This is a genomic window from Amycolatopsis sp. lyj-108 (assembly GCF_046549005.1).
Lineage (GTDB): Bacteria > Actinomycetota > Actinomycetes > Mycobacteriales > Pseudonocardiaceae > Amycolatopsis.
Window position 1 is genome coordinate 124,628 of sequence record NZ_JAJPWQ010000005.1, and the last position, 15,555, is coordinate 140,182.

The 15,555-nt window shown below is 69.4% G+C and carries 12 protein-coding genes; 9 read left to right on the plus strand and 3 right to left on the minus strand.

Going from position 1 to position 15,555, the window contains the following annotated elements; genetic code table 11:
* Nucleotides 1–13 precede the first annotated feature (13 nt).
* The 5 genes from ACLJO0_RS19950 to ACLJO0_RS19970 all read left to right on the plus strand — a co-directional run bounded on the left by ACLJO0_RS19950 (nucleotide 14) and on the right by ACLJO0_RS19970 (nucleotide 6,836).
* A complete protein-coding gene (locus ACLJO0_RS19950; protein ID WP_410579988.1) occupies nucleotides 14–1,597 on the plus strand; it encodes a DAK2 domain-containing protein in 1,584 nt (527 codons plus the stop codon).
* Between the two features lie 4 nt (nucleotides 1,598–1,601).
* Complete coding sequence (gene recG / locus ACLJO0_RS19955) at nucleotides 1,602–3,755, plus strand: ATP-dependent DNA helicase RecG (RefSeq protein ID WP_410579989.1); 2,154 nt, start codon at nucleotides 1,602–1,604, stop codon at nucleotides 3,753–3,755.
* Nucleotides 3,756–3,853: 98 nt separating this feature from the next.
* Nucleotides 3,854–4,234, plus strand: coding sequence for a hypothetical protein (locus ACLJO0_RS19960; protein ID WP_410579990.1), 381 nt, complete (start codon nucleotides 3,854–3,856; stop codon nucleotides 4,232–4,234).
* Nucleotides 4,231–6,330 carry a caspase, EACC1-associated type gene (locus ACLJO0_RS19965; RefSeq protein WP_410579991.1) on the plus strand — a complete coding sequence of 700 codons (2,100 nt, stop codon included), beginning with the start codon at nucleotides 4,231–4,233 and terminating at the stop codon, nucleotides 6,328–6,330. The genes ACLJO0_RS19960 and ACLJO0_RS19965 overlap by 4 nt, the downstream gene beginning before the upstream one ends.
* A gap of 2 nt (nucleotides 6,331–6,332) precedes the next feature.
* Complete coding sequence (locus ACLJO0_RS19970; protein ID WP_410579992.1) at nucleotides 6,333–6,836, plus strand: GNAT family N-acetyltransferase; 504 nt, start codon at nucleotides 6,333–6,335, stop codon at nucleotides 6,834–6,836.
* On the opposite strand, the gene ACLJO0_RS19975 is transcribed toward ACLJO0_RS19970, so the two are convergent.
* Nucleotides 6,826–7,233 (minus strand): hypothetical protein, encoded by a 408-nt coding sequence (locus ACLJO0_RS19975; RefSeq protein ID WP_125792568.1) that lies wholly within the window; start codon nucleotides 7,231–7,233, stop codon nucleotides 6,826–6,828. The two genes, ACLJO0_RS19970 and ACLJO0_RS19975, sit on opposite strands and share 11 nt — an antisense overlap.
* A 195-nt stretch (nucleotides 7,234–7,428) precedes the next feature.
* On the opposite strand from ACLJO0_RS19975, the gene ACLJO0_RS19980 reads away from it, so the two are divergent.
* Complete coding sequence (locus ACLJO0_RS19980; protein WP_410579993.1) at nucleotides 7,429–8,682, plus strand: DUF222 domain-containing protein; 1,254 nt, start codon at nucleotides 7,429–7,431, stop codon at nucleotides 8,680–8,682.
* 298 nt (nucleotides 8,683–8,980) lie between these two features.
* On the opposite strand, the gene ACLJO0_RS19985 is transcribed toward ACLJO0_RS19980, so the two are convergent.
* Nucleotides 8,981–9,259 carry a hypothetical protein gene (locus ACLJO0_RS19985; RefSeq protein WP_410579994.1) on the minus strand — a complete coding sequence of 93 codons (279 nt, stop codon included), beginning with the start codon at nucleotides 9,257–9,259 and terminating at the stop codon, nucleotides 8,981–8,983.
* A 48-nt stretch (nucleotides 9,260–9,307) separates the two neighbouring features.
* A complete protein-coding gene (locus ACLJO0_RS19990) occupies nucleotides 9,308–9,916 on the minus strand; it encodes a TetR/AcrR family transcriptional regulator (RefSeq protein WP_410579995.1) in 609 nt (202 codons plus the stop codon).
* Nucleotides 9,917–9,947: 31 nt separating this feature from the next.
* Here ACLJO0_RS19990 and ACLJO0_RS19995 point away from each other — a divergent pair, with 31 nt between their 5' ends.
* The 3 genes from ACLJO0_RS19995 (at nucleotide 9,948) to ACLJO0_RS20005 (ending at nucleotide 15,543) form a co-directional block, all read left to right on the plus strand.
* Nucleotides 9,948–11,108, plus strand: coding sequence for an erythromycin esterase family protein (locus ACLJO0_RS19995; RefSeq protein WP_410579996.1), 1,161 nt, complete (start codon nucleotides 9,948–9,950; stop codon nucleotides 11,106–11,108).
* Nucleotides 11,109–11,153: 45 nt separating this feature from the next.
* Nucleotides 11,154–12,077: a S8 family peptidase gene (locus ACLJO0_RS20000; RefSeq protein ID WP_410579997.1), complete on the plus strand. Its 924-nt coding sequence runs from the start codon at nucleotides 11,154–11,156 to the stop codon at nucleotides 12,075–12,077.
* An 88-nt stretch (nucleotides 12,078–12,165) separates the two neighbouring features.
* Nucleotides 12,166–15,543 (plus strand): pyruvate carboxylase, encoded by a 3,378-nt coding sequence (locus ACLJO0_RS20005; RefSeq protein WP_410579998.1) that lies wholly within the window; start codon nucleotides 12,166–12,168, stop codon nucleotides 15,541–15,543.
* Nucleotides 15,544–15,555 lie beyond the last annotated feature (12 nt).

The following is a 15,555-nucleotide window of genomic DNA, read 5'->3' on the forward strand; positions in this document are numbered from 1 at the left end:
AGGAGGTTACGGCGTGCGGGTGCTGGACGTGGCGGCGGTGTCGGCCTGGTCGGCGGCCTGCGTGCACAGCTTGGCGGTGCTCCGGCCGGCGATCGACGGCATCAACGTCTACCCGGTCGCCGATTCCGACACCGGTTCCAACCTGCTGTTCACCCTGACCGCGGCCCGTGAGGCGCTGGCGGAGGCCGAGCCGGCGACGGCCGCGGAGGCGCTGTCGGTGTTCGCCAAGGGCGCGGTCGCGGCGGCCAAGGGCAATTCGGGCGTGATCATGTCGCAGGTCGTGCGCGGGATCGCCGAGTCGGCGGCGGCCAGGGAAATCGACGGGCCCGGGCTCGCGGAGGCGCTCGGATGCGCGGACAGGGCCGCTACGGGGGCGGTGAGCCGTCCGGTGGCCGGGACCATCCTGACCGTGCTTCACACTGTCGCCGCGTCCGTCCGTGACGCGACAGGGTCACTCGAAGAGGTAGCCGCCGCGGCGGCCAGCGTCGCCGCCGAAGCCCTCGAAGAGACCCCGAAGCAGCTGCCCGTCCTGGCGGTGGCCGGTGTGGTCGACGCGGGCGCCCGTGGCCTGGTCGCGGTCCTCGATGCCCTTGCCGGCGTGATCTCCGGCAGCCTCGTCGAGCCGGAGCACCCGCTCGAGGCACATCACCATCACACGGTCGACGCGCCGACGGCCTGGGAGGTCATGTACCTGCTCGACGACGTCGACGAAGGCAGTCTCCCCGGGCTTCGCAAGACCCTCAGCGGCCTCGGCGACAGCGTGACGGTCGCCGGGGACGGCGCCGGCGCGTACGCCGTCCACGTGCACTGCGCGGACATCGGCGCGGCGCTGGAGGCCGGGATCGAGCTCGGCCGTCCCCGCCGGGTCCGGGTCGAGCCGCTGATCACGCCCACGCCGGTCGAGGTCGGCGGCGGTATCGACCGTTCGGTGGTCGCCGTGGTCCACGGCGGGCCGCTGGCCGAACTGCTGCGGGCCGAGGGGGTCGCGGTGCTGTCCGTGGCGCCGGGTGGCGCGCCGACGGTCGAGGAGATGCTGGGCCTGATCAACGAGGCGGCCGGGCATCACGTCACCGTCCTTCCGGGTGGTCAGGAGCTGACCGCGGCGGCCGACGCGGCGGCGGGTCACGCGATGGCCGCGGATCGCGATGTCGTGGTCATCCCCTGCGTGTCACCCGTCCAGGTGCTCGCCGCGCTGGCCGTCCACGACAAGGACCGCCGCACCAACGACGACGTGGTCGCGATGGCCGAAGCGGCCGCCGCCACGAGGCGTGGCGAACTGCGGATCGCGCAGGAGGAGTCGCTAACCTGGGTGGGCCGGGCGCAGGCCGGTGACGTCGTCGGCCTCGTCGACGGCGAGGTCGTCCTGATCGAGCCCGCGCCCGCCTCGGAGACGAGCCTGGTCGCGGCCGCGGTCGGCGTGCTGAACCGGATGCTGGCCCTCGGCGGCGAACTGGTCACCGTGCTGACCGGGGTGGACGTGCCGGTCCGGTTGCCCGGTGAGCTGGCCGATCAGCTGCGCCTGGAACATCCCGAGGTCGAGCTGACGAGTTACGCCGGCGGCCAATCCGACGCCGTGCTGCTGATGGGGGTGGAGTGACCGCATGACCAACCTGCGCGCGGACCTCAAACTGGTCGTGGGCGCGGCGACGGCGAAGGCACTCGCCAAGGGCCTCAAGATCGAGACGGTCAGCGACCTCCTGCGCCACTACCCGCGCCGCTACGCCGAACGAGGCCAGCTCACCGACATCGCCGGGCTCGAACTCGGCGAGCACGCGACCGTGATGGCGCGGATCGAGCGGGTCAGCAAACGCCGGATGAAGGCACGCAGCGGCACGCTGCTCGAAATGGTGATCACCGACGGCAAACGTCGTCTTCAGTGCACCTTCTTCAATCAGGCCTGGCGCGAAAAGGAACTCGTGCCCGGCAAGAACGGCCTCTTCGCGGGCAAGGTCACCGCGTTCCGCGACGTCCTGCAACTGGCGAATCCCGAGTACGAACTCTTCGACGCCGAGCGCCAGGCCGAGGCGATGGACGACTTCCTCGCCGAGATCATCCCGGTGTACCCGGCGGCGCAGGGGATCCCGACCTGGGTGATCGGCAAGGCCGTCCGGCAGGTGCTGGACGTGCTGGAGGTCGACGAGGACCCGATGCCGATCGAGCTGCTGGCCCGGTACGGCCTGCCCAGCCTGGAAAGCGCGCTGCGCGGTATCCACCGGCCGTCGAGCTGGCAGGCACTGAACTCCGCGCGGGACAGGCTCAAATGGGACGAAGCCATGGCGGTGCAGCTGATTTTCGCGCAGCGACGGCATTCCCTGGTCTCGCGGCCCGCGAAAGCCTGTCCGCACGCCGAGGGCGGCATCCTCGACGCCTTCGACAAACGGCTCCCGTTCGCGCTGACCTCCGGCCAGCAGGAGATCGGTGAGGAGATCGCCGGAGACCTGTCCACCGAACATCCGATGAACCGGCTGCTGCAGGGTGAGGTCGGTTCCGGCAAGACCGTGGTCGCGCTGCGCGCCATGCTGCAGGTCGTCGATTCCGGGCGGCAGGCGGCGATGCTCGCGCCGACGGAGGTCCTCGCCGCGCAGCACGCCCGGTCGCTGCGCGAGATGCTCGGCGACCTCGGGCAGGCGGGTGAGCTCGGCGCCGCGGAGAACGCGACGCGCGTGACCCTGCTGACCGGTTCGATGGGCGCCAAGGAACGCAAGAAGGCGTTGCTGGAGACGGTCAGCGGCGAGGCCGGGATCATCGTCGGCACGCACGCGCTCATCCAGGACACGGTTTCCTTCGCGGATCTTGGCCTGGCCGTGGTCGACGAACAGCACCGGTTCGGGGTGGAGCAGCGGGACGCGCTGCGTTCCCGCGGCTCTGACGAGACCAGCCCGCACGTGCTCGTCATGACCGCGACGCCCATCCCGCGCACGGTCGCGATGACCGTCTACGGCGATCTGGAGATCTCCGCGCTGCGCGAGATGCCCGTCGGCCGGTCGCCGATCAAGACGTCGGTCGTGCCGGTCGCGGAGCGGCCCGCCTGGCTGGACAGGGCGTGGCAGCGGGTCCGCGAGGAATGCGGCAAGGGCCACCAGGCCTACATCGTCTGCCCGCGCATCGGCGACGAACCGGCCTCGGACAAGGGCGACAAGCGCCCCGCGCTCGCCGTCCTCGACGTGGCGCCCGAGCTGGCCGAAGGACAGTTGAAGGGGTTGAAGATCGGCGTCCTGCACGGCCGGATGCCCAGTGACGACAAGGACGCCGTGATGCAGGCGTTCTCCAGGGGCGAGCTGGACGTGCTCGTCGCCACCACCGTGATCGAGGTCGGTGTGAACGTGCCGAACGCGACCGCGATGGTGATCATGGACGCCGACCGGTTCGGCATCAGCCAGCTGCACCAGCTGCGCGGCCGGGTCGGCCGGGGCAGCGTGCCGGGGCTTTGCCTGCTGGTCACCGAAACCCTGGACGGGACGACGACCCGCGAGCGGCTGGCCGCCGTCGAGTCCACGACGGACGGTTTCGAACTGTCCAGAATGGACTTGGAACTGCGCCGCGAGGGCGACATCCTCGGTGCCGCGCAGTCGGGGAAGAAGTCGACCCTGAAACTGCTGTCGCTGCTGCGCGACGAGGACGTCATCGCCGAAGCGAGGGCACGCGCGTTGGAAATCGTCGAGAAGGACCCGGCTCTGGGGAATTACTTGGGGCTGGCGCATATGATCGCCGACGTCGTCGACGAAGATCGCGTGGAGTATCTGGAAAAAAGCTGACATGGACATCTCTGCCCGATCGGACCTTGCCGCCGGGCGGGCCGAGGGGTTCCCTTGTTCTGCACAGCCTCGTTCTGTGCGGGCGAGGGAGGCCGGGGATGACGTCAGCGGTTCGTGTCCAGCTCGGTGAGGACGGGGCCGACGCCGAGCGCGTCGACCAGCTCACCGGGTATCTCCGAAGCGAACTGATCGATCGCGGGGTCGCCGAGGTCAAGGCGCTGCCCGCCGGTCCGCCGCCGCCCGGCTCACGTGCCTTCGACGTCGCGACGGTGGGCGGACTGCTGGTCACGCTGGGACAGTCCGCCGAAGGCCTGCGCTCGGTCGTCGCGGCCGTGCGGGAATGGCTTTCGCGCGGCGGCCGGGTCAAACGCACAGTGCGGCTGGAGATCGACGGCGATGTGCTGGAGCTGTCCGAAGCGAGCGTCACCGATCAGGACAAGCTCGTCGACCTCTTCGTGGGCAGGCATTCGGGGTCATGACCGGCGAGCGGCGTGCCTTGATCATCGCCAACGGGGAGTACGACAACCCCGGGTTGAGCGCGCTGCGGTCCCCGGCGGCTGACGCCGAAGCGCTCGCCGAGGTCCTCTCCGATCGCAACATCAGCGAGTTCGACGTCCAGGTGGTGCGCGACGAGACCGCCCACGTGATCGCGAGCCGGGTCGAGGACCTGTTCGCCGACAGCGCGCCGGACGACGTCCTGCTGGTGCATTTCTCCTGTCACGGCTTGAAAAGCGAATCGGGGGAGCTGTTCTTCGCCGCCCGCAACACCCGCCCGGAGCGGCTGGCGTCGAGCGCCGTTCCCGCCGATTTCGTCCAGCGTTGCATGCGGATGAGCCGATCGCGGAGCATCGTCCTCCTGCTGGACTGCTGCTACGGCGGCGCTTTCAGCCAAGGGGTCGCGGTGCGCGCCTCCGGTGAGGCCAACGTGCTCGACGCGTTTCCCGGCGGTGGTTTCGGCGGCCGCGGCCGTGCGGTGATCACCGCGTCGAACTCCATCGAATACGCCTTCGAGGGCGATCACCTCGCCGACGACCACGCCCGGCCGTCGGTGTTCACCTCGGCGCTGGTCGAAGGGCTCCGGACGGGGGACGCGGATCGCGACGAAGACGGCTGGGTCGCGCTCAGCGAGCTCTACGACTACCTGTTCGACAGCGTCCGCGAACGGAACCCGAACCAGACGCCCAGCCGCGACATCGAGATGCAGGGCGAGCTTTACCTCGCCAGGAGCAGACGCCGCCGGATCAAACCGTCGCCGGTCCCGGCCGACCTGCGCGCGGCGAGCGAGGATCCGAACATGTTCACCCGCCTCGGCGCGGTGACGGAACTCCAGCGACGGCTGACGAGCGAGAACCTCTCCGTCGCCATCGGCGCGCACGAAGTCCTCACCACGATGGCGCAGACCGACATCCAGCACATCGCCGAGGCCGCCGACCTGGCGCGGCGGGAAGCGCGCGTGCGGACCGAGCCCGACGTGGTGCGGTTCGGCGAGGTCGTCCGGGGAACGGCGCCGGTGGCGCGGATCAGGTTGGAAGGGCCGCCGATCGCACGGGCCTGCCGGTTCGCGTCGTCGCATTCCTGGTTGCGGGTGACCGAGACCGGCGACGGGGCCGAGCTCTCCCTGGACCTGGCGGAACTCGGGGCGTTCGACGGACGGATCACCGTGACCGGACCGACCGGTGAGGTGGAGGTGCGGGTCGAGGGGCAGGTCGTCCAGGAACCCGAACCGGTGCCGGAACCGCGGCCGGTGCACACGCCCGCGCCGACTCCGGAGCCCTCCAGGAACCCTGACCCACCCGTACTCCCGATGCCTGAACCGGCCGTGCCCGCGCTCCCGGAACCCGGACCGGCCGTGCCCGCGCGACCGAAACGCGACTCGTTCGCTGTCGCCGCCGGGCTGCTCGCCTTCGCGGCAGCGGTGTACCTGGTGGTCATCGGCTTCCAGTTCAGCAGCAGCGTGGAGGACTTCTTCGAAGACGGTGGCTGGACCGCCTTGCCGCTCGTCGTCTTCGCGATCGGTGCGGGGATCGCGATGTTCCTGCCGAAGACGCGCCGGATGGCGGGCCCGGGAACGCTGTGCGGGCTGGCGCTGCTCACAGTGATGCCGTCCGGGCCGGTCGTCCTCGTCCTCGCCGACGGCTGCCTGTTCGCCGCGGCCGTCTGCGCGCTGGTGTCGGTGCGGAGTGACCGGAGTTTCCGGCTCGGGCTGGGGAAACCGCGAGGCGCCCTCGCCGTGGCGGCGCTCGTTTCCGGGACCTGCGGCGCCGTCGGACTCGTGGTGGAGGCGATCGAACTCGTCGGCTACTCGTCGAGCCGGGCCGACGAGGGCGCGGTCTACCTCGTCGTCTCGGTGACCCTCCTCATCGGGACGCTGCTCGGCGTCTCCCTGAGGCCGGCGGCGTTCGGGGTCGCGTTCCTCGGCGGTGTGGCCGGAGGCGGCATCGTCATGGTGTGCATGCTCTTCTACGCGATGCCGAGCAGTTCGAGCGTGACCGGCGCGGGCTGGGGGATCGCGCTGGCGATGGTGCTCGCGCTCGCCGTCGTGACCGGTCTCGCCGCCCGCAAGGTGAACGGCTGACGATGGCGACGATCCGCCCCGCGACCGTCGACGACGCCTGGCCCATCGCCGAGGTGAACGTCCGGTCATGGCAGGCGGCGTACCAAGGCCTGCTGCCCGAGCTGTACCTGCGCGATCTGTCGGTCGAAGGCCGGGCCGCCCGCTGGCAGCGGACCCTCGCCGATCCCGCCAACCAGGGCGACATCCTGGTCCTCGTCGAGAACGGCTCGCTCCTCGGCTTCACCGCCGTCGACCGGATCCGCGGGGAACTGCGCGCGATCTACCTCGAACCCGACCGCTGGGGTACGGGACTGGGCAGGCAGCTGCTCGACACCGCCGTCGCCGCGCTGCGTGATTCGGGGCACCGCGAGGCGACACTCTGGGTGCTCGACACCAACGATCGCGCCCAGCGCTTCTACGCGGCCGCGGGATGGCTGCCGGACGGGGCGACGAAGACCGACACCATGCCCGGCGAAGACATCCCGCTCTCCGAAGTGCGCTACCGGATCGACCTCGTCAGCGGGTGAACCAGGCACGTTCCTCGGGCTTGTTGAGGGTGACGATGATGCCGATGGCGATGCCCATCCCGATCAGCTGAGTGATCGCCCCGCCGTTGACCAGGCTGATCACCCCCATGACCACGGCCAGCCCCTCCACGGCGATCACCGTCGGCCGCACCCAGGCCGAACCGCGGGAAATCCTTATCGCGCAAGCGATCAACACGACGGCGACAACGAAACCGAGGAGCGCCAACGCCAGCGCGAGCCCCGCTTCCTCGTTGCCGTGGTCGAGCTCGTTGATCGCGAGCGCGGTCACCAGCGCGCTGACGAGGATGTTGAGAACCGCCTGCACCCAAAGGAAAACACGGACGAACTTGAGCTGGCGCGGCATCTCCAGCGGCCGGTTCCGGACCTCTTCGGTCATGACGGCTCCCTCTCTTGACATGGAGATGCCAGTGTGGGGCCTGGAAGGCGTTGGTGTTGACGGTAAAACTGTCCTCATTCCTTCGGCGCTGAGCTCGTGGTTCGAGCTCGCTCACTCTTCAGTGTTGTTAGTTCGATTTAATTGTTGCTTAAAATTACGAACGCGTGTTCGATTGTTTTGCGGTATTCTTGAGGGGTGTCCGAGACTTTCCTTCCCGAGTTGCCGCAGGACTTGTGGCGCGCTGGCAAGCTGGAGCTTGCTCATGGTGTGCAGCAGTCGTTGCAGGTGATCAGGATGGCCACCGCCGGTTTGGGGCGGTTCTTGGCGGAGGTCGAGTCTCGTGGTGTCAAGGACTTGTACGGGTATGGCCGTACGGCGAACTGGTTCGCTGATGTAGCGGGGTTGTCGGTCGGTGAGGCGGGTGCGGTGGTGAATCGGGCCATCGCCCTGAACCCGACCCGGGCCTTGGATGGCACCGAGGTTCCGCCTGTCGCACCGGCTACCGCTGCTGTCGCCGCGGAAGGACTGGTTGGGGATGAGCGGATCGACCAGATCCTGGAGGTCTTGAAGAAGCTCCCGGCCGATACCTCTGTTGAGGATCGGGCGAGTGCGGAGAAGATTCTCGCCGACCTCGCCCGCGACGCCGGACCTCGCCAACTCGCGGACGCCGAAGTGAACCTGCTCGCCTGGCTCGATCCGGATGGCAATGAGCCGAAGGATCCCGAACCCGCTCAGCCGCGCCGCGAGATCACCCTGGAGCGCCGCAAAGACGGCTTCTGGAAACTCACCGGTCTCCTCGATGACGAGACCGGTGCCCGCACCGCGGCGGCTCTGGAGGCCTACGCGCAACCGCGGCCGGTGGACGAGTTCGGCCAGGCGGATCTGCGGATGAAGTGCGAACGCATGGGTGATGCCTGGGTCGACATCCTCGACCTCGCGATCGCCTGCCCCGACCAACCCGGCACCAGCGGCTACCGCACCCTCTTGCATGTCACCATCGGCCTCGACGAACTCAAGTCCGGTCTCGGGACCGCCTGCTTGGACTTTGTCGGGACCATGACGGCTCGCGAGGCCCGGCTGGCGGCCTGCGACTGTCTGATGCTGCCGGTCGTGATGAGCGCCGCAGGGGAACCCTTGGATGTGGGACGGCTGCGGCGGTTCGTCACCCCCGGCCAACGCCGCGCCTTGAACATCCGCGACGGTGGCTGCGCCTTCCCCGGCTGTCACCGGCGGCCGAAGAACTGTCACGCACACCACATTCATCACTGGGCAGACGGAGGCCCTACGGATCTCCGGAATCTCGTTCTGCTGTGCGGTTTCCACCACCGGCTGATCCACCACGGCGACTGGGAAGTACAGATGGCGGCCGATGGATTACCGGAGTTCATCCCACCCCAATACCGAGACCCGCTCCGAAAACCCCGACGCAACACCCTCCACCACGCGTGACCCCCGAGGAGCCCGCCAGCCACACCGGCGACGGGCCCCTCGGCATGCCCAGCTCGAAGTACATGAAGGGGTCCTTCCTTGCGCCTAGGTACAGGAAGGGGTCCTTCACGTACTCGGGAAACTGCCAACCTCTGGACTGCCTCGCCACTCCCACCTGCGTGACCGGACCGTTCACGCTCGACCGTGTGGATTTCGGGTCATCCAACGCACCAAAATCCACACGGTCCCGCATTGTCCACAGCGAGAGGACTGGTGCGGCACCACCGAAGCGGGTCCCGCGACCACCTTCCCCCAAGGCTCAACCGCGCTTCTTACGCCTTCTGAGTCCATCGAAGGCGAACCCCACACCGAGGGCCGCGAGGACGAAGCAGTAGAACACTGTTTCGAGCGCGTCCTCCCGGTCCGCCGCTTCCGACACCTTTGTCAGACCCGCGATTCCGACCGCGACGAAGATCACCGCGGCGAAGGAGCCGAGAACGATCATGACGGCGTGGACCGCGGTCCTGTCCTGACGGACTTCCCGCGCGGCTTGCCGTTGCCTGCGGTTCTTCGGTCGCGGCAGCTCTTCCCTGGTCATGACCGAAATACGCCCGCCGGCCACGGCAGGTTGCCACCCATCCCACGACTAATCACGCGACCGCACGAAAGCGCCTTCACGCGCCGCGACAGCCACCGCCCGCGCCGCGACCCGCGCCTCCGCCACCGTGACGCTTTCCCGCGACAGAAAGAGCCGGTAGAACATCGGCCCGCACACCGTCCGCACCAGTTCGTCCCCGTCCGTGCCGGAAGGGATCTCGCCCCGCGCGGCGGCCCGCTCCGCGATCGGCGCCATGCGTACGTGCCGGTCGGCGTAGAAGTCGTGCAGTGCCTCGGCCGCCGGCGGCGACTGGAACGCCGCCAGCACCGACGCCGTGGGCAGTTCCTTCAGCGAGGGCTCGGTGAAGTACCGCACGACCTCCGCCGCCACCTCGTACAGATCGTCCTCGAGCGACCCGGTGTCGGGCGCGGTCCAGTCGTCCTCGGCGCCCATCTGGAGCGCGGCGGCGACGAGGCCGTCCGGTGAGGACCAGCGCCGGTACACCGTGGTCTTGTGCACGCCGGACCGTTCGGCGACCGCGTCCACGGTCAGTTCGCCGAAACCGCGTTCGGCCAGCAGGTCGAGGGTGGCGTGCAGGACGGCCTGGCGGGTGCGTTCCGTCCGGCCGCCGGGTCGTTGGGTACCGGAGGTTGCCAATTGCTACTCCTGTTGCGTTAGTGTGGCCAGTATGTCAGACCCAGCGAAGATCGCCGAACTCATCGGGGACGCGAAGATCGTCGCCATCGGTGAGAACAACCACCACATCCACGAGTTCGGCGACCTGCGCAAGCGTTTGCTCCAGCACCTCGTCGAGCAGCACGGCTTCCGGGTGGTGGCCTTCGAATCCGGCTTCGCCGAGGGAAAGCTCGTCGAAGACTGGCTGAAGGGCGCCCCGGGCGACGTCGCCGACATCGGCCGCGACGGTTTCACGTTCTCGCTCGGGGAGTCGCCCGAGGCGCACGAAATGCTGACGTGGCTCCGCGAACGGGGTGACGTCCGGTACTTCGGTCTCGACGTGCCGAGTTCGGCGGGCTCGCCCGTGCCGTCGCTCGACGCGGTCCGCGCGTACCTGTCCACTGTGGACGAGGCCGCGGTGGGCCTTGTCGACGCGGCGATCGAGGCGACCAAGGGGTACGCGTCGGTCAGCAGCGCGGAGGCGCCCGCGAAGTACGCCGCGCTCGACGCCGCGGTCAAGGACAAGGCGACCGCGGCGCTCACCCGGCTCAAGACGCACCTCACCTCGTTGCGTCCCGTCTACGGGAACACCGCCGTCGCGGAGCATCACGTCGAAGGCGCGTTGCGTGTCGATGCCTACCTCGCCGAGGTCGCCGCGATGATGTCCGGCGACGCGCCCGCCCTGCAGAGTGGTTCGCGCGACGCGTACATGGCCGAAACCGTCCGGTTGATCCGGCGGCTGCACGGCGACGACACGAAGATCGTCGTGATGCTCCACAACGGACACCTCCAGCGCGTCCCGTTCTCGCCGTTCCCCGGCCTCACCTCACCTTCGGCCGGCACGCATCTGGCGGCCGAGTTCGGCGACGACTACTTCGCGCTGGGCCTCACCGCGGTCGAGGGCGAGACCACCGGGCTCAAGCCGGATCCGGCCGCGCGACTCGGGTTCACCGTGTACCGCCAGGAACTGGACGCACCGGCGGAAGGCAGCGTCGAAGCCGAAGGCCCCGGGCTCGTGGATCTCCGCCCGCGACGCGGAACCGCGGGACCCCAGAGCATCCGGCACGCGCATCTGTTCAACGCCGTCGACGTCGTCAACGCCTTCGACGCGCTGGTCTGCTTCCCGAAGTCGACGGTCAGCGGTCACATCGGGCAAGACCAGTCGAACGGGTGACGCTCCGGGGTTGCCGCCCCCGGGGTACAGGCGTAGAGCCAAGGCATGATCATTCGACTGGTACGGGTCATGGCCGCGCTCGCGCTCCTGGTCTTCGTGGCGCAGCCCGCCTCCGCGACGGAAGTCCAGCAGAACCCGCCGAACTGGGGACTGGACCGGATCGACCAGCGAACGGGCCTCGACCAGCTCTACCACTACGAGACCGAGGCCAAGGACGTCACGGTCTACGTGATCGACAGCGGGGTCGACGCGGCGCATCCGGACTTCGGCGGCCGGGTGAAGCCCGGTAAGGACTTCCTCAACGGCGGCACGGACACCGCCGACACCAACGGTCACGGCACGTACTTGGCCGGTGTCGCCGCGTCGAGGACCTTCGGTGTCGCGAAAGGCGCGCAGATCGTCCCGGTCCGGGTGATCGACGCACAGGGCGGCGGCGCGACGGACAAGATCATCGCCGGGATCGACTGGGTGACGCAGAACGCACAGCAGCCCGCCGTGGCCGTCCTCGGCATCGGCGGCACGGCCAACGACCAGCTCGACGCCGCCGTCCGCGCGCTCGCGGCGGTCGTCCCGATCGCCCTTCCTGCGGGCGGCGAGGCCACCGACGCCGGGAAGTTCTCACCCGGCCGGGTCACCGAGGCGCTCACCGTCGGCTCGATCGACGCGAGCGACCAGGTCGGGTCGACGTCGAACTACGGCGAGGTCGTCGACCTGTTCGCACCAGGGGTGGACGTGCCGGGACCCAACGCCGGGGGCAGCGGCGGCAGGGTGCTCAGCGGGACGTCGTCGGCCGCCGCGCACGTCGCCGGGGTGGCCGCGCTGTACCGGTCCCTGCATCCCGCGGTGTCGGCGGCGGACGTCGCGAAGGCGCTCGTGGACACCGCTTCGGTCGACGTGCTGACCGGTGTCCACGAAGGCACCGCGAACCGGGTGTTGCAGAGCCCTGGCGCGCAACTCAGGCGGGGATGACGTCCATCACCTGGACGACAACTCCCGCCCTGCGGGACCGAGCAGGTAACGTGCCTCACCTACCGATCCGATGATGGGAAGGACCGGCATGTTCCGCAAGGTACTGGTCGCCAACCGGGGTGAGATCGCCATCCGCGCGTTCCGCGCCGGATTCGAGCTCGGCGCGGGCACGGTGGCTGTGTTCCCGCACGAAGACCGCAATTCGCTCCACCGGCTGAAGGCCGACGAGGCCTATGAGATCGGCGAACCCGGTCACCCGGTGCGGGCCTATCTGTCGGTCGAGGAGATCGTCGCGGCCGCCAAGAAGGCGGGCGCGGACGCCGTTTACCCCGGCTATGGCTTCCTCTCCGAGAACCCGGACCTCGCGCGCGCGTGCGAGGACGAAGGCATCACCTTCGTCGGGCCGAGCGCGGACATCCTCGAGCTGACCGGCAACAAGGCCCGCGCGGTCAAGGCCGCGCGCGAGGCGGGCGTGCCGGTGCTGGGCTCCTCCGAACCGTCCTCCGACATCGACGCGCTGGTCGCCGCGGCCGAGGAGATCGGCTTCCCGGTCTTCGTCAAGGCCGTCGCCGGTGGTGGCGGACGCGGTATGCGCCGCGTCCAGGACCCCGCACAGCTGCGCGAGTCCATCGAGGCCGCCGCGCGCGAGGCCGAGTCGGCCTTCGGCGACCCGACGGTGTTCATCGAGAAGGCCGTCGTCGAGCCGCGCCACATCGAGGTCCAGATCCTCGCCGACGGCGAGGGCAACGTGATCCACCTCTACGAGCGCGACTGTTCGGTCCAGCGGCGGCACCAGAAGGTCATCGAGCTGGCCCCGGCGCCGAACCTGCCGTCGGAACTGCGGGACCGGATCTGTGCCGACGCGGTGAAGTTCGCCCGCCAGATCGGCTACCGCAACGCCGGCACCGTCGAGTTCCTGCTCGACAAGGACGGCAACCACGTCTTCATCGAGATGAACCCGCGCATCCAGGTCGAGCACACGGTGACCGAGGAGGTCACCGACGTCGACCTCGTCCAGTCGCAGCTGCGCATCGCCTCCGGCGAGACCCTCGACGACCTCGGGCTGTCGCAGGACAAGGTGTACCTGCGCGGTGCCGCCCTGCAGTGCCGCATCACCACCGAGGATCCCGCCAACGGCTTCCGCCCGGACACCGGGATGATCAGCGCCTACCGCTCGCCCGGCGGCTCCGGCATCCGCCTCGACGGCGGGACGGCGTTCGCCGGCACCGAGATCAGCGCGCACTTCGACTCGCTGCTGGTGAAGCTCAGCTGCCGCGGCCGCGACTTCAAGACCGCCGTCGGCCGCGCCCGCCGCGCCGTCGCCGAGTTCCGGATCCGTGGTGTGGCCACGAACATCCCGTTCCTGCAGGCCGTCCTCGACGACCCGGACTTCCGCGAAGGCCGCGTCACGACGTCGTTCATCGAGGAGCGCCCGCATCTGCTCACCGCGCGCCATTCGGCCGACCGCGGGACCAGGCTGCTGACCTACCTCGCCGACAAGACGGTCAACAAACCGCATGGCGAGCGTCCGCGCACCCTCGACCCGCAGGTCAAACTGCCGAAGCTGCCCAAGGGCCTCGAACCGGCGCCCGGCTCGAAGCAGAGGCTCACCGAACTCGGCCCGGAAGGCTTCGCCCGCTGGCTGCGGGAGTCGCCGACCATCGGCGTCACCGACACCACCTTCCGTGACGCGCACCAGTCGCTGCTCGCCACCCGCGTGCGGACGAAGGACCTGCTCGCGGTCGCGCCGGTCGTCGCGCGGACCACGCCGCAGCTGCTCTCGCTGGAGTGCTGGGGCGGCGCGACCTACGACGTCGCGCTGAGGTTCCTCGCCGAGGATCCGTGGGAGCGGCTGGCGAAGCTGCGGGAAGCGGTGCCGAACATCTGCCTGCAGATGCTGCTGCGCGGCCGCAACACCGTCGGCTACACGCCGTACCCCACCGAGGTGACCCACGCCTTCGTCGAGGAGGCGACGGCGACCGGTATCGACATCTTCCGGATCTTCGACGCGCTCAACGACGTCGAGCAGATGCGCCCGGCGATCGAAGCCGTCCGTGAGACCGGATCCGCGGTCGCCGAGGTGGCGCTCTGCTACACCTCGGACCTGTCGGACCCGGCCGAGAAGCTGTACACGCTGGACTACTACCTCAAGCTGGCGGAGCAGATCGTCGGCGCGGGGGCGCACGTCCTGGCCATCAAGGATATGGCGGGCCTGCTGCGGGCGCCGGCGGCGGCGCGGCTGGTTTCCGCGCTGCGCAAGGAGTTCGACCTCCCGGTGCATATCCACACGCATGACACCGCGGGTGGCCAGCTGGCGACGTACCTCGCCGCGATCCAGGCCGGGGCGGACGCCGTCGACGGTGCCGTCGCGTCCATGGCCGGCACGACGTCGCAGCCGTCGCTTTCGGCGCTCGTCGCCGCCACCGACCACTCGGACCGGCCGACCGGGCTGGATCTGCCGGCCATCGGCGACCTGGAGCCGTACTGGGAGAGCGTGCGCAAGATCTACGCGCCGTTCGAGGCCGGGCTCTCGTCGCCGACCGGGCGGGTGTACCACCACGAGATCCCAGGCGGTCAGCTGTCGAACCTGCGCACGCAGGCGATCTCGCTCGGCCTCGGGGAGCGGTTCGAGGACATCGAGGCGATGTACGCGGCCGCGGACAAGATCCTCGGGCATCTGGTCAAGGTCACGCCTTCGTCCAAAGTGGTCGGTGACCTCGCGCTGCACCTCGTCGGCGCGGGTGTCTCGCCGTCGGATTTCGAGGCGGAGCCGAACAAGTTCGACATCCCCGACTCGGTGATCGGCTTCCTGCGCGGCGAACTGGGCGACCCGCCCGGCGGCTGGCCGGAACCGTTCCGCACCAAGGCCCTCGAAGGCCGCGCGCAGCCGAAGCCGGTGCAGGAACTGTCCGAAGAGGACCGCAAGGGGCTGGCCGAGAACCGGCGCGCGACGCTGAACCGGCTGCTGTTCCCCGGGCCCACGAAGGACTTCGAGGCGCACCGCGAGCAGTACGGTGACACCTCGGTCCTGCCGTCCAAGGACTTCTTCTACGGTCTGCGCCCCGGCGAGGAGTACTCGGTCGACCTGGAACAGGGTGTCCGGCTGCTGATCGAGCTGGAGGCCATCGGCGAGGCCGACGAACGCGGCCTGCGCACGGTGATGTCCACGCTCAACGGCCAGCTGCGGCCGATCCAGGTGCGCGACACCTCGATCGCGTCGGACATCCCGGCGACGGAGAAGGCAGCCAAGGGCGACCCGAAGCAGATCGCCGCGCCGTTCGCGGGCGTGGTCACGCTGCAGGTGTCCGAGGGTGACGAGGTCGAGGCCGGCGCGACGGTCGCGACCATCGAGGCGATGAAGATGGAGGCGTCGATCACGGCGTCGACCGGCGGCAAGGTGTCGCGGCGCGCGATCAACGCCGTCCAGCAGGTGGAAGGCGGAGACCTGCTGCTCGTCCTGGAGTGACCTTCCCCGGAG